11 protein-coding genes are annotated in these 13,742 nt (G+C 66.6%); 3 read left to right on the plus strand and 8 right to left on the minus strand.

Translation table 11 applies throughout. The features are described from left to right. Positions 1-4 precede the first annotated feature (4 nt). From ubiE to R6258_RS05435, 7 genes are all read right to left on the minus strand, one after another. Positions 5-751 carry a bifunctional demethylmenaquinone methyltransferase/2-methoxy-6-polyprenyl-1,4-benzoquinol methylase UbiE gene (ubiE, locus tag R6258_RS05405; RefSeq protein ID WP_318448377.1) on the minus strand — a complete coding sequence of 249 codons (747 nt, stop codon included), beginning with the start codon at positions 749-751 and terminating at the stop codon, positions 5-7. Between the two features lie 163 nt (positions 752-914). Next, the gene (locus tag R6258_RS05410; RefSeq protein WP_318448379.1) at positions 915-1,298 is read right to left on the minus strand and encodes a DUF971 domain-containing protein; all 384 of its coding nucleotides are present in this window, start codon (positions 1,296-1,298) and stop codon (positions 915-917) included. Between the two features lie 122 nt (positions 1,299-1,420). Further along, positions 1,421-2,746, minus strand: coding sequence for an ATP-dependent protease ATPase subunit HslU (gene hslU, locus R6258_RS05415; RefSeq protein ID WP_318448382.1), 1,326 nt, complete (start codon positions 2,744-2,746; stop codon positions 1,421-1,423). 1 nt (position 2,747) lies between these two features. Then, on the minus strand, positions 2,748-3,269 hold the full coding sequence (gene hslV, locus R6258_RS05420) for an ATP-dependent protease subunit HslV (RefSeq protein WP_318448384.1): 522 nt from the start codon (positions 3,267-3,269) through the stop codon (positions 2,748-2,750). Between the two features lie 267 nt (positions 3,270-3,536). After that, a complete protein-coding gene (locus R6258_RS05425) occupies positions 3,537-4,202 on the minus strand; it encodes an SPOR domain-containing protein (protein ID WP_318448386.1) in 666 nt (221 codons plus the stop codon). A gap of 3 nt (positions 4,203-4,205) precedes the next feature. Next, positions 4,206-5,891 carry an arginine--tRNA ligase gene (argS, locus tag R6258_RS05430; protein ID WP_318448387.1) on the minus strand — a complete coding sequence of 562 codons (1,686 nt, stop codon included), beginning with the start codon at positions 5,889-5,891 and terminating at the stop codon, positions 4,206-4,208. A gap of 235 nt (positions 5,892-6,126) precedes the next feature. Continuing rightward, positions 6,127-8,373, minus strand: a complete 2,247-nt coding sequence (locus R6258_RS05435; RefSeq protein ID WP_318448390.1) for a primosomal protein N' — start codon at positions 8,371-8,373, stop codon at positions 6,127-6,129. 161 nt (positions 8,374-8,534) lie between these two features. Between R6258_RS05435 and rpmE the strand changes: the two genes are divergently transcribed. After that, complete coding sequence (gene rpmE / locus R6258_RS05440) at positions 8,535-8,750, plus strand: 50S ribosomal protein L31 (RefSeq protein WP_318448392.1); 216 nt, start codon at positions 8,535-8,537, stop codon at positions 8,748-8,750. 228 nt (positions 8,751-8,978) lie between these two features. Then, positions 8,979-11,306 (plus strand): CehA/McbA family metallohydrolase, encoded by a 2,328-nt coding sequence (locus tag R6258_RS05445; RefSeq protein WP_318448394.1) that lies wholly within the window; start codon positions 8,979-8,981, stop codon positions 11,304-11,306. Between the two features lie 59 nt (positions 11,307-11,365). On the opposite strand, the gene R6258_RS05450 is transcribed toward R6258_RS05445, so the two are convergent. Next, complete coding sequence (locus R6258_RS05450; RefSeq protein WP_318448396.1) at positions 11,366-12,244, minus strand: AEC family transporter; 879 nt, start codon at positions 12,242-12,244, stop codon at positions 11,366-11,368. A gap of 242 nt (positions 12,245-12,486) precedes the next feature. On the opposite strand from R6258_RS05450, the gene R6258_RS05455 reads away from it, so the two are divergent. Next, complete coding sequence (locus tag R6258_RS05455; RefSeq protein WP_318448398.1) at positions 12,487-13,737, plus strand: sarcosine oxidase subunit beta family protein; 1,251 nt, start codon at positions 12,487-12,489, stop codon at positions 13,735-13,737. Positions 13,738-13,742 lie beyond the last annotated feature (5 nt).

Below are 13,742 nucleotides of genomic sequence, written 5' to 3' on the forward strand. Positions count from 1 at the left end.
TTCCTCAGAGCTTGATGCCGCGGTGGAGAGCGACGATGCCGCCGGTCAGGTTGGTGTACTCGACCCGCTCGAGGCCGGCCCTCTCCATCATCGCCTTGAGGGTTTCCTGATCGGGATGCATGCGGATCGACTCGGCCAGGTAGCGATAGCTGTCGGCGTCGTGGGCGACCCACTCGCCGATCTTCGGCAGCAGGCGGAAGGAGTACTCGTCGTAGACCCGTGACAGCGCGCCGTGTACCGGCTTGGAGAATTCCAGCACCAGCAGCCGGCCGCCGGGCTTGAGCACGCGGGCCATCGAGGCCAGCGCGGCGTCCTTGTCGGTGACGTTGCGCAGGCCGAAGGCGATGGTGATGCAATCGAAGCTGTTGTCGGGGAACGGCAGGCACTCGGCGTTGGCCTGGACGTATTCGACGTTGCCGCCGACGCCCTGGTCGAGCAACTTGTCGCGGCCGACGCGCAGCATCGAGGCGTTGATGTCGGCGAGCACCACGCGCCCGGCGGGGCCGACGCGCTGGGCGAACTTGAGCGTCAGGTCGCCGGTGCCGCCGGCGATATCCAGCACCTGGTGACCGCGGCGCACGCCCGAGCGTTCCAGCGTCAGGCGCTTCCAGAGTCGATGGATGCCCATCGACATCAGATCGTTCATCAGGTCGTAGCGGCTGGCCACCGAATGGAAGACATCGGCCACCCGGGCGGCCTTCTCATCGACCGGGACTTCCTGGTAGCCGAAGTGAGTCGTGCGCTTGTTCATGAGCATCCCTTCTATGTGCCGGCGAGCTACCCGCAGGCCCCGACGATACCCGGTCGGGCACGGCGCGAAAATGGCCGGACGGATCGAGGCGGGGCGATGTGGCCGACATTGTAGCGCCGCCCGGCCGGCTTGTCTGTGCGTGGCCCTAGGTACGGCGCCGCGGCTATACCGGCTTGAGCGGGATGCCCAGCGGCTCGCGCGAGGCGCCGGCGTCCTCGAGTTTCTTGAGATAGTCCGCCCAGTAGGCGTCCTGGTTGACCGCCAGGTCGTAGAGATAGTCCCAGCTATACAGCCCCGTATCGTGGCCGTCGTCGAAATGCAGCTTGAGCGCGTAGCGCCCGGTCTGGGTGATGTTCTTCAAGCCGACGAACTTCATGCCGGTCTGCAGCTTGGCGGTATCCGGGCCGTGGCCGCGGACCTCGGCGGAGGGCGAATGTACGCGCAGGTACTCGGCCGAAAGCCGGTAGCTGCGACCGTCGGCGTAGCCGAGTTCGAGTTCGCGGGCCTGCTGATGGTAATGCACGCGGGTGGGAATCGGGGCGGACATGGTGGCCTCCTGGCTACGAGCTACGAGCTACGAGCTACGAGCTACGAGCTACGAGCTACGAGCTACGAGCTACGAGCTACGAGCTACGAGCGGCTCGCCGCCCGAAGCCCGTTGCCCGTGGCTTAAAGAATATACCGCGACAGATCCTCGTCCTTGGCCAGATCGCCGAGCTGGGAGTCGACGTAGGCGGCGTCGATGGTCAGCGGGCCCTGCAGGTCGCCGCCCTTGAACGAGGCTTCCTCGAGCAGGCGTTCCATCACCGTGTGCAGGCGACGCGCGCCGATGTTCTCGGTGCCCTCGTTGACCTGCCAGGCGATCTCGGCGATCCGCGCGATGCCATCCTCGGTGAACTGGATCTGAAGCCCTTCGGTGTCCATCAGCGCCTGATACTGGCGTGTCAGCGAGGCCGAGGGCTCGGTGAGGATGCGCTCGAAATCGTTGGGACTCAGTGCCGAGAGTTCGACGCGGATCGGCAGCCGGCCCTGCAGCTCGGGGATCAGATCCGACGGCTTGGACAGGTGGAAGGCGCCCGAGGCGATGAACAGGATGTGATCGGTCTTGATCATGCCGTGCTTGGTCGACACCGTCGAGCCCTCGATCAGCGGCAGCAGATCGCGCTGCACGCCCTCGCGGGAGACATCGGCACCGCTCTGGTTGCCGCCGCCCTTGGCGACCTTGTCGATCTCGTCGAGGAACACGATGCCGTGCTGCTCGACGGCCTCGACGGCGCGGCGCTTGATCTCCTCGTCGTTGACCAGCTTGGCGGCTTCCTCGTCGCGCAGCAGCGGCCAGGCCTCCTTGACGGTGACCCGCTTGGACTCGGGCTTCTGCTTGCTCATGCTCGAGAACAGGCTCTGCAGCTGGTTGGTCATCTCCTCCATGCCCGGCGGCGTGCTGATGTCGAAGCCGCCGCCCTGCGGGGTAATCTCGATGTCGATCTGCTTGTCGTCGAGCTGGCCCTCGCGGAGCTTCTTGCGAAACGTCTGACGGGTCGACGACTCGTCGCGGGCGTGGTCGTACTCGCTGCCCCGCGGGCGCGGCAGCAGCGCGTCGAGGATGCGATCCTCGGCGGCGTCCTCGGCCTTGTGGGCGACCTCGTCCTTGGCCTGCTCGCGGACCATCTTGATCGCCATCTCGACCAGATCGCGGATGATCGACTCGACGTCGCGGCCGACATAGCCGACCTCGGTGAACTTGGTCGCCTCGATCTTGATGAACGGCGCGCGCGCCAGCTTGGCCAGACGCCGGGCGATCTCGGTCTTGCCGACCCCGGTGGGGCCGATCATCAGGATGTTCTTGGGCGTGACCTCGGGGCGCAACTCGTCGTCGAGCTGCATGCGCCGCCAACGGTTGCGCAGCGCGATCGCCACCGCACGCTTGGCGTCGTGCTGGCCGATGATGAACTGGTCGAGGGCGTGGACGATCTCGCGGGGGGTCATCTGGGACATGTCAGGCGAGCTCCTCGATGACGGTGTTGTGGTTGGTGTAGACGCAGATGTCGGCGGCGATGTGGAGCGACTTCTCGGTGATCTCGCGGGCCGACAGCTCGGTGTTCTCGAGCAGCGCACGGGCCGCCGAGAGCGCGAAGTTGCCGCCCGAGCCGATGGCGATGATGCCGCGCTCGGGCTCGACCACATCGCCGTTGCCGGTGATGATCAGCGAGGCGGTCTTGTCGGCGACCACCAGCATCGCCTCGAGCTTGCGCAGGGCGCGGTCGGTACGCCAATCCTTGGCCAGTTCGACGGCGGCCTTGGTGAGATGGCCCTGGTACTTCTCGAGCTGCGACTCGAAGCGCTCGAACAGCGTGAAGGCGTCGGCGGTGCCGCCGGCGAAACCGGCCAGTACCTGGCCGCGGTACAGGCGGCGCACCTTGCTGGCGTTGCCTTTGAGGACCGTGTCGCCCAGCGAGACCTGGCCATCGCCGGCCAGGGCCACCTGGCCATCGCGACGCACGGAAACGATCGTGGTCATGTGGCGGGAACTCCGTTGCGGGGCGCCGAGCTGACGTGTGGCACCCGATGACGAATGGGACACTGCGTGACGAGGCAGTGCCGCTGCAAGGCTATTTGTTCAATCAAAGCTATGCATCGGGAGATGCGGGCGACGTGCCCTGAAATCAAGCACAAGGAGCAATCGGTTCGAGGCTGGAAAGGATCGACGGCGTGCCCGGCATGCAGGCGATAGGCACGCCGGGAAGGAAGCGCCCGCCGGGCCCGGCCACGGCGCGGGCGCCCGACTTCAGTTCTGCAGCTTGATCATCAGCGGCTCGATGCCCTGGGTGACCATCAGGTCCTGAGCGCGGCTGAGTTCGCGGGTGTCTTCGTAGGGCCCCACCTGCACGCGATGCCAGGTCTGGTTGCCGTTGGCCTGGACCGCGGTGATCTTGGCCAGCAGGCCGAGATTCTGCAGGCGTCCGGCGAGCCGCTTGGCATCGGCGACGTTCTTGAACGAGGCGGCCTGCAGCATGAAGCTGCCGCCCCCGGCGGCTTTCGCGGCCTGACCGGCATCGGGCTTGTCGCTGGTGTCGTCACTGGGGCGTGGCGTGGACTGATAGGCCTCGACCTTGGGCGCGACGACCTCGGACTCGGGCAGCAGGGTGTAGAACTCGAAGGTCGGCATGCGCGACTCGTCCTTGGCCGGGGCTTGCGCCTTGCCCGACGACGAAGACGAAGACGACGGTGCCTGCGTCTGGCTGGCCGGCTTGGGCATCAGCGTCGCCATCGGCGGCGCCGACTGCTGGAAGTACTGGGCCAGCGCGAAGCCGGCGACCAGGCCCAGCAACGCCCACAGCCAGCCCGGCACGCGCAGCCCTTCGCTGGACTGCTTGCGCTGGGAGCGGCGTGCGGTGGCGCCCTTCGCCGGGGCGCGCCGGCGGCTCGAGCTTTGCGTGGCGGTGCGGGCCATGGCTTACATCTCCTCGGGCGCGCTGACGCCCAGCAGGTCGAGACCGTTGCGCAGCACCTGGCGCGTGGCCAGGCCCAGCGCGAGGCGTGCATTGCGCAGCGGAGCGTCGTCGACCATTACCTTGACGGCGTTGTAGCAGGTATGGAAATCGGCGGCGAGATCCTGCAGGTACTGGGCGATCTGCTGCGGTTCGCGGTTGGCGGCGGCGTGCGCGACGACCTCGGCGTAGCGGGCCAGGCGATTCATCAGCGCCTTCTCCTGGTCGGTCTCGAGCAGGGAAAGATTGGCCAGCGCCAGGTCGTGGTCGAAGGGCCGGCCGTCGGCCTCGGCCTTTCTCATCACGCTGCACACCCGGGCATGGGCGTACTGCACGTAGTACACGGGGTTGTCGTTGGACTGCGAGCGGGCCAGGTCGATGTCGAAGGTCAGCTGCGAGTCGGCGCGCCGCGCGGCGAGGAAGTAGCGCGTGGCGTCGCGACCGACCTCGTCGATCAGATCGCGCAGGGTGACGTAGCTGCCGGCGCGCTTGGAAAGCTTGACCTCGACCCCCGAGCGGGTGACCAGCACCATCTGATGGAGCACGTAATCCGGCCAGCCCTCGGGAATGCCCGTCTCAAGCGCCTGCAGGCCGGCGCGCACGCGGGTCACCGTCGAATGATGATCGGCGCCCTGTTCGTTGATCACCGTCTCGAAACCGCGCTGCCACTTGTCGAGATGGTAGGCGACGTCGGGCAGGAAGTAGGTGTAGCCACCATCCTGCTTGCGCATCACCCGGTCCTTGTCGTCGCCGAAATCGGTGGTGCGCAGCCACAGCGCGCCGTCGGCCTCGTAGGTGTGGCCGCCGTCGACCAGCTTGGCGGCGGTGGCCTCGACCTTGCCGTCTTCGTACAGCGAGGACTCGAGGAAGTAGACGTCGAAGGCCACCCCGAAGGCCTTGAGGTCGAGATCCTGCTCGCGACGCAGGTAGGCCACCGCGAAGTCGCGAATGGCGTCGAGATCGTCGGGATCGGCCTTGGCGGTGACGTGGCGATCGTCGGCATCGACGGTCTCGCCGGCCAGGTAGCTTTTCGCCACGTCGGTGATGTAGCCGCCGCGGTAGCCGTCGGCGGGCCAGCTGGCGTCGTCGGGCGTGAGGCCCTTGGCACGAGCCTGCACCGACAGCGCCAGGTTGTTGATCTGCGCGCCGGCGTCGTTGTAGTAGAACTCGCGGGTGACGTCGTAGCCGCTGGCCTCGAGCAGCCGGCACAGGCAGTCGCCGACCGCCGCGCCGCGGCCGTGGCCGACGTGCAGCGGGCCGGTGGGATTGGCCGACACGAACTCCACCTGCACCTTGCGCCCGGCGCCGACCATGCTGCGCCCGTAGCTGTCGCCGCTGTCGAGGATCGCCGATACCACTTGGGCCACGGCGTCGGTGGCGGCGAAGAAATTGATGAAGCCGGGTCCGGCGATCTCGACCTTGCGCACGGCATCGCTGGCGGGCAGCGCCTCGATCAGCGCCTGGGCGACGTCGCGCGGCGGCTTGCCGGCGGGCTTGGCCAGGGTCATCGCCAGGTTGCTGGCATAGTCGCCATGGGCCTTGTCCTTGGCGGGGTCGACCTTATAGGCCGGCGAGGCGTCGGCGGGCACGATGCCCTGCTGCTTGAGCGTGGCCAGGGCCTCGTCGAGCAGTGCAATGATGGTGTCTTTCATGTGGCTTGCGTGCAGTCCTGTGGCCTGGGAGCGCGAGCGATGAAGGCGGGTCGCGCGCCGGTGAAGGCGTGTAAGCGTCGCTCGCGTGCGAGCATTTGGGCGGCCATTATCGGCAATTGCGCCGCGGCTTTAAACCCACAACATCAGCTTCGGGCTTCGGGCTTCGGGCTTCGGGCTTCGGGCTTCGGGCTTCGGTGGCTCGTGGCTCGTGGCTCGTAGCTCGTGGCTCGTAGCGTTAGCTCAACGTCTGCGGGTCGACGTCGAGCGCCCAACGTGCGCGGCGCGCCCCCGGTGCCTGCTCGAGCCAGCCGGTGAGCCAGGCGCAGGCTTCGTGCAGCGGACTGCGCTTGGCCGCCGATAGCATCAGCTGCACATGGTAGCGATTCTGGCGCCGCTCCATCGGCGCGGGCACCGGCCCCAGGCAGTCGACGCTCAGGGCGCGCTCGGCGAGCCATTGGCGCAGCTGGGTGGCAGCGTCGCCGGCCAGCGCCATGGCGTCGGCCTCGCGCGGGCTCTCCAGGCGTAGCAGGGCCATGAAGCGATAGGGTGGCAGGGCGGCCAGTCGGCGCTCATCGAGCAGCGTCTCGGCGAGCGCGTCGAAGCCGCTCTCGGCGAGCAGGCGCAGGTGCGGGTCGTCGGGATGCAGGGTCTGCACCAACACCCGGCCGGGGCGGTCGGCGCGTCCGGCACGTCCGGCCACCTGAACCAGTAGCTGGGCGCTGTGCTCGAGCGCGCGGAAGTCGCTGGCGTAGAGCCCGGCGTCGGCGTTGACCACCACCACCAGGGTGACGTGCGGCAGATGATGGCCCTTGGCGATCATCTGCGTGCCCACCAGCAGGCACGGCTCGCCGCGGCGGATCTCGGCGAGAGTGTTCTCGAGGGCGTCCTTGCGCCGGGTGCTGTCGCGGTCGATGCGGTGCACCGGCACCTCGGGGAACAGCGCGGCGAGGGTTTCCTCGCTGCGCTCGGTGCCGGTGCCCAGCGGGCGCAGGTCGGCGCTGCCGCACTCGGGGCAGGCGTCTGGCAGGCCGCGCTGGCGTTCGCAATGGTGGCAGGTGAGCTGCGGCGGCTGGCGGTGCAGGGTCAGCCGCGCGTCGCAATGATCGCATTCGGCCAGCCAGCCACAGGCATGGCAGGCCAGGGTGGGGGCGAAACCGCGGCGGTTGATGAACACCAGCACCTGGTTGCCGGCGGCGAGTGCCTGGCGAATGGCGTCGATGGTCGGCGGAATCATCCCACCCTGGCGCGGCCGACCGCGCAGGTCGGTGAGTTCGAGCCGCGCCGGCGCGTGATGGCTGGGCCGGTGGGTCAGCCGCAGGTGACGATAATTGCCGGCCCGCGCCTGGACCAGGCTTTCCAGCGACGGCGTTGCGCTGCCCAGCACGATCGGAATGTCGTGATGATGGGCGCGGGCGATCGCCAGGTCGCGGGCGTGATAGCGCAGGCTGTCCTGCTGCTTGAACGAGCCGTCGTGCTCCTCGTCGACGATGATCGCCCCGGGGCGCGCCAGCGGCGTGAACAGCGCCGAGCGGGTACCGATGATGATCGGCGCGCGACCGGCGCGGGCGGCCTCCCAGGCATCGAGGCGCTCGGCATCGCTGAGTCCCGAGTGCAGGGCGATCACCGGGACCCTAAAGCGACGGCGAAAGCGCGCCAGGGTCTGCGGGGTAAGGCCGATCTCCGGCACCAGCACCAGCGCCTGGCGGTTGCGCGCCACCACCGCCTCGATCAGTTGCAGGTAGACCTCGGTCTTGCCGCTGCCGGTGACGCCATGCAGCAGACAGGGATGATAGCGATCCAGCCCCTCGTGCAGCGCGGCCAGCGCCGTCGCCTGCTCGCGATTCAGGGTCAACGCGGGCTCGGCGAGCAGGCCGCCGTGGCTGGGCGCCGGCGCGGCGGTCAGCGGCTCCTCGTGGCAGTCGATCAGCCCCTTGTCGGCCAGCGCGCGCAGCTGGGCGCGGGTGAAGCCTTGGGCGCTGATCACCGAGCTGATGACCCCGCGCGGGTGCTGGCGCAGCAGCTCGACCAGCTCGACCTGGCGGCGGGCGCGGCCCAGCCGGGCCGGGTCGAGGTCCCGGCCGCTCGCGGTGAGCTGCCAGCGCTCGCGGGTGCGCGCCTCCAGCGGCCGGCCCTGACGCAGCAGCACCGGCATCGCCTGATGCAGGGTGTCGCCGAGCGAGTGCTGGTAGTAGCGCGCGGTGAAGCGGCACAGCCACAGCCAATCCTCGGGCAGCGGTTCGCTGTCCAGCCAGGCCGCCACCGGCTTCAACTGCGCGAGCGGAAAGTCGCTGGTGTCGCGACATTCGACGACCACGCCGACCACTTCGCGCTTGCCCAGCGGCACCCGCACCCGCAGCCCCGGCTGCCAGCCCCGCGAAGGCGCCGGCTGGCAGGGGCGATAATCGAATAGGCGGCGCAACGGGGTGGGCACGGCGACGCCCAGCACGCAGGGCGCCGGACTCTCGGGGGGGGTGGTTGACAATTGGCCTCCGCTGCTGGCTCTGCTATAATGCCCGGCCTTCCTGCTCCGGCCGTTGCTGGCGAGGCATGGAAGTCAACCGGTTACTCACAACCCGTGTGCGGTGCTCGACCGAACAGCGATACAGGATCGGGTGGCGGCACACCGCTTCATGAGGCTTCACGATGAAACAAGGTATCCATCCGGAATACAAGACGGTCACGGCAACCTGCTCGTGTGGTGCAACCCACTCGATCGGTACCACGGCCAGCGACGATTTCCATCTGGACGTCTGCTCCAACTGCCACCCGTTCTACACCGGCAAGCAGAAGCAGGCGACCACCGGCGGCCGCGTCGAGCGCTTCAACAAGCGTTTCGGTGCCGCAATCAAGCGTAACTGATCCACTCTATCGGCCGCCTCGGGCGGTCGTGGAAGGTCAGAAGAAAACGTCAAAGCCTCGAGCCAGCAAATGGCCCGGGGCTTTTTTGATGCCTGGTGTATGCCTGGCAGTGTCTGAGCCTCACCGACTGTACGTTTTAGTCCGAATTAATTGAACGTTCGATCAAAAATGAGCATGATGAAAAGCGAGACTTTCGATAACAATTTGCTATGCGAGGGAGCATTCATAATGCAGCCAACCTTGTTTCCGGCGGCCAACAGCCAATGCCGTGCGCGTCATCCTGCTACAGTCGGATTGGTATTGGGCCTTTTGGCGAGTTTACCACTGGCGGCGCAGGCCGATGTCAGCGTCACGCGCGGCGCGACTGATATTCCGGATGGTGAGGCCATCAACGCCCAGGACATCACCGTCGCCAACGATAAGCTAGCCTTCGCGTTGGCCGTCGAATCGCGGCCGCCTTGGGGCGTGCCGCGGGGCACCCTGGTCGACCTGGCGGCGGTGAAGGACGGCGAGATCGACCTCGACCGGGTCGCCTTCGCCGACTTTATTCCCAACAACTGGTCCGCCTGGCCCAACGATGGCAGGAAGGTCGAGGTCGTCGAGAAGTCACCTGAGCGCGCGGTGATCCGTGTCAGCCGCAACTTCGGCGAGGTGATGGTCACGACTACCTACACGCTGGAGGCCGGCAGCGACCGCGTGCATCTGGAAACCGTGCTCGACAATCAGGGCGAGGCGCCGCTGAAGGACATTCGTTCAGGCTTCACGCTATGGCCGGATACCGGCTACCTGTTCGGCGTACCCGGTCTGGGCGACGCCAAGGAAACCGAGGCCAGCGCTGCACTGACCGATCGCGTGGTGGCCTACGATCAGGACTGGGCTTTCGCTTTGCATGCGCCGTATTTCGACCGCATCAATTATCAGGGCAAGGACATGTACCTGGAGCACAGCCTGAAAGCCGGTGAATCGCGTAGTTTCGAGGGCTGGTTGCAGGTAGTACCGGAAGGCGACCTGGCACCGGTGGTGGCCAATGAGATCGAGCGCAAGAACCTCGCGAGCGGCGAGATTCACGGTCAACTGCGTAATGGCAGTGGCCAGGCACCGCACAACGGCCTGGTAGTGATCGAGAAGAACGGGGTGCCCTATGCCTGGACGCTGGCCGACGAGGGGACCTTCTCGATGAGACTGCCGGTGGGCGAGTATCAGGCGTACGCGACCGCGGAAGGCTTCGCTAATTCCAAGCCGGTCACGCTCAACATCACCGATGGCAGCGAGCGCAAGCTAACCTTCGATGGCATTCAGGGGCCCGGTACGCTTAGCCTGGATATCCGCAGCGAAACGGGCGACATGCCGCGCGATGCGCGACTGACTATCCTCAAGGGCCAGCAGCCACTGGTGGAGTTCCTCGGCAAGCAGACCTTCTTCACCGAGCTGGACCCGGCCGGGCATGCCGAGCTCAAGCTGGCCCCCGGCGAGTATCGCCTGGGCGTTAACGCTGGTGCCGGCTTCACGGCTCGGGAGGAAACGCTGGACGTCAGCCTCGAGACCGGGGAAGAGATCGACAAGACGGTCGAGATCGAGCGTCTCGTCGAGCCCAACGACACACACTGGTACGGCGCCGACCTGCACCACCATGCCAACGTGCTGGAAGGCACCACACCGCCGGATGTCGTAGTGCGTGCGCAATTGGCCACGGATCTTGACCTGACCTTCATCAGCGATCACGACTCCACCGCCAACCACGACACCTTCCGCAAGCTCTCGGCCGAGCGCGGTGTGCCGTTCATTCCTTCAATCGAGATTTCGCCTTCGTGGGGCCACATGAATCCGTTCCCCATCGAGATGAACGGTGAACTCAAGGTCGATCCCGGCACCGCCGATGTGCAGGACATCATCGCGGACGTGCGTCGCCTGGGCGCTGAGGTGATTCCCCTCAACCACCCATACAACGCCTACGGCTATCTGCAGAACCTAGGCGATGGCAAGGTGCCCGGCGGCTTTACGCCGCATTTCGACCTGCTCGAACTCAACGCTGAGGTGGACAATGCGCCCACGCTGAAAGCCGCGCAACGTCTGTGGGATCAAGGTGCGCGTGTGTATTTCACGGCAGGTACCGACACGCATGACGCCTGGAATGACCTCACTGGCCGCATCCGCATGATGGGCCACGTTCCCGGAGAGCTGACCCCACGCACCTTCGCCCGTGCTCTCAAGGACGGCCACGGTTACGCTACCCAGGGGCCGTTACTATTCCCCGAGAACCACATGTTCGGCGACAGTCTACGCTTGATCGAGGACGCCAAGGGCGAGTGGACGGTGAACACCACTGCCGTCAACGGCCTCAAGGAAGCGCGCCTGATCGGCCAGGGCGGTAAGGTGCTCGCCTCGCAATCGCTCGACGGCACTGACGCGACATTGACCTTCGAGATTCCCGGCGACGCCGAGGGCTGGGTCGCGTTGGAAGTCGACGATGCCGATGGCGATACCGCCTGGACGAACCCGCTGTGGCTCAAGCGTGTCAGCAAGGCCGATTATCTTGGCGAGAAAACCCAGAGCTGAATCGCCACACCGCCGGCGAGCGTAACGACCAGGGCCACGCCAAGCGCGTGGCCCTGTGCTTAGTGCAGTACCGCCAGCAGCACCGGCAGGTACAAAAACGACAGCAGCGTCGAGCAGAACACCAGTCCGGCGACGAATTCCGGCTCGCGCCGGGCACGCTGGGCGAACAGATAGTTGTAGACCGCCACCGGCATGCTCATCTGCAGCACCAGGACGCTTTGCGCCAGCGGCGGCAGGTCGAGCAGGTGACCCACTCCGTAGGCGATCGCCGCGGCGGCGGGAATCCGCAGCAGGCTGAACTTGAAGCCGGCGGCGATGCTCTTGACCTGGATGCTGGCCAGCGACACGCCGAGGGTGATCAGCATCAGCGGCACGCTGAAGCCCGAGATCAGATCCACGGTATTGGCCAGCCAGCGCGGCAGGGTGGTATCGGTGAGCAGCAGTCCGGTGGCGATCAGGATCGCATAAAAGGTGGGCGTGCGCGCCAGGGTACGCAGCGGACGGCCGCTGCGGCTGGCGAGCAGCGCGCCGAAGGTGAACTGGACCAGCGATACCGAGACCATCGAGGTGATGGCGTAGGCGAAGCCGGCGTTGCCGAAGGCATAGAGCGTCACCGGCAGGCCCATGTTGCCGGTGTTGGGGAACATCATCGGCGAGACGATGACCTTCCAGCTCTTGCCCAGCAGCCTGGCCATCAGCACGCTCGCCAGGCCCATCGCGGCGAGCACCAGCAGCGTGCCGAGCATCGTCCGGCCGAAACTCTGGGCGTCGATCTCGGCGTTGCCCAGCGCGGCCAGCACCAGCGCCGGGGTGCCGATGTTGAAGACCAGCTTGGTGACGAACTCGACCGGGTAGTCGTAGCCCAGGCGTATCCAGAAGTAACCCAGGCTGGCGCCGAAGAATACCGGCGCCATTACCGCGAAGAGTTCGGCGAGCATGCGAAGTCCTTGGTTGGGGATCGACGGGGCGTCTATTGTCGCCAGTCGTCACGCTGCGGTGCAATGTCGGCGCCGGAAACACAGTGTTGAGCAGCGCATCGCCCGGCATGTCGTAAACGCGCCGGCGGGTGACGCCGGCGAGCATCTTGCGCGGCGGACCCGCCGATACCATCGCGGTAACCGGTTGGTGTCGTGTCGCCCATTGCGAGCTGCGCCACCGCTCCACATGCAGGAGAGCCCCCATGCAACGCTATTCCGGCTTCGGCCTGGTCAAGCACGCGTTCAGCCATCACGAGCACTGGCAGCGCCAGTGGCGCAACCCCACGCCCAAGGCCGAATACGACGTGATCATCGTCGGCGGCGGCGGCCACGGCCTGGCGACCGCCTATTACCTGGCCAAGGAGCACGGCATCACCAACGTCGCGGTGATCGAGAAGGGCTGGCTGGGCGGCGGCAACACCGCGCGCAACACCACCATCGTGCGTTCCAACTATCTGTGGGACGAGTCGGCGGCGCTCTACGAGCATTCGATGAAGCTCTGGGAGGGGCTTTCGCAGGATCTCAACTACAACGTGATGTTCTCGCAACGCGGCGTGTTGAACCTCGGTCACACCCTGCAGGACATGCGCGACATACAGCGCCGGGTCAACGCCAACCGCCTTAACGGCATCGACAGCGAGGCGCTCGATGCCAGTCAGGTGCAGGAGATCGTGCCGATCCTCGACTGCTCCAAGCGTGCGCGCTACCCGGTGATGGGCGCCTCGTGGCAGCCGCGCGCCGGCGTGGCGCGCCACGATGCGGTGGCCTGGGGCTACGCCCGCGGCGCCGACAGCCGCGGCGTCGACCTGTTGCAGAACACCGAAGTCACCGGCTTCAAGATCGTCGACGGCCGAGTGGTCGGTGTGCATACCAACCGCGGCGATATCGGCGCCAAGAGCGTGGGCTGCGTGGCCGCCGGCAACTCCGGGGTGCTGGCGAAGATGGCCGGCTTCAAGCTGCCGCTGGAATCGCACCCCCTGCAGGCCCTGGTTTCCGAACCGTTGAAGCCGATCCTCGACACCGTGGTGATGTCCAATCACGTCCACGGCTACATCAGCCAGTCCGACAAGGGCGATTTGGTGATCGGCGCCGGCATCGACGGCTACAACGGCTACGGCCAGCGCGGCAGCTACGCCACCGTCGAGCACACCCTGCAGGCGATCGTCGAGATGTTCCCGATCTTCTCGCGGGTACGCATGAATCGTCAGTGGGGCGGCATCGTCGATACCTGTCCGGACGCCTGCCCGATCCTCTCGAAGACACCGATCAAGGGACTGTACTTCAACTGCGGCTGGGGCACCGGCGGCTTCAAGGCCACCCCCGGCTCGGGCAACGTGTTCGCCTGGACGCTGGCCAAGGGGCAGGCCCATCCGCTGGCCGCGCCGTTCTCGATCGATCGGTTCCGGAGCGGTGCTCTTATCGATGAGCATGGCGCCGCGGGCGTGGCGCACTAAGGGAG

The sequence above is a fragment of the Halomonas sp. HP20-15 genome, from assembly GCF_033446685.1.
Taxonomy (GTDB): Bacteria; Pseudomonadota; Gammaproteobacteria; order Pseudomonadales; family Halomonadaceae; genus Modicisalibacter.

Coding starts and splice junctions, on each gene's coding strand:
- R6258_RS05445 (WP_318448394.1), top strand. CDS start 8,979: ATGCAGCCAACCTTGTTTCCGGCGGCCAACAGCCAATGCCGTGCGCGT.
- R6258_RS05455 (WP_318448398.1), top strand. CDS start 12,487: ATGCAACGCTATTCCGGCTTCGGCCTGGTCAAGCACGCGTTCAGCCAT.
- R6258_RS05410 (WP_318448379.1), bottom strand. CDS start 1,298: ATGTCCGCCCCGATTCCCACCCGCGTGCATTACCATCAGCAGGCCCGC.
- R6258_RS05425 (WP_318448386.1), bottom strand. CDS start 4,202: ATGGCCCGCACCGCCACGCAAAGCTCGAGCCGCCGGCGCGCCCCGGCG.
- rpmE (WP_318448392.1), top strand. CDS start 8,535: ATGAAACAAGGTATCCATCCGGAATACAAGACGGTCACGGCAACCTGC.
- hslV (WP_318448384.1), bottom strand. CDS start 3,269: ATGACCACGATCGTTTCCGTGCGTCGCGATGGCCAGGTGGCCCTGGCC.
- hslU (WP_318448382.1), bottom strand. CDS start 2,746: ATGTCCCAGATGACCCCCCGCGAGATCGTCCACGCCCTCGACCAGTTC.
- ubiE (WP_318448377.1), bottom strand. CDS start 751: ATGAACAAGCGCACGACTCACTTCGGCTACCAGGAAGTCCCGGTCGAT.
- argS (WP_318448387.1), bottom strand. CDS start 5,891: ATGAAAGACACCATCATTGCACTGCTCGACGAGGCCCTGGCCACGCTC.
- R6258_RS05450 (WP_318448396.1), bottom strand. CDS start 12,244: ATGCTCGCCGAACTCTTCGCGGTAATGGCGCCGGTATTCTTCGGCGCC.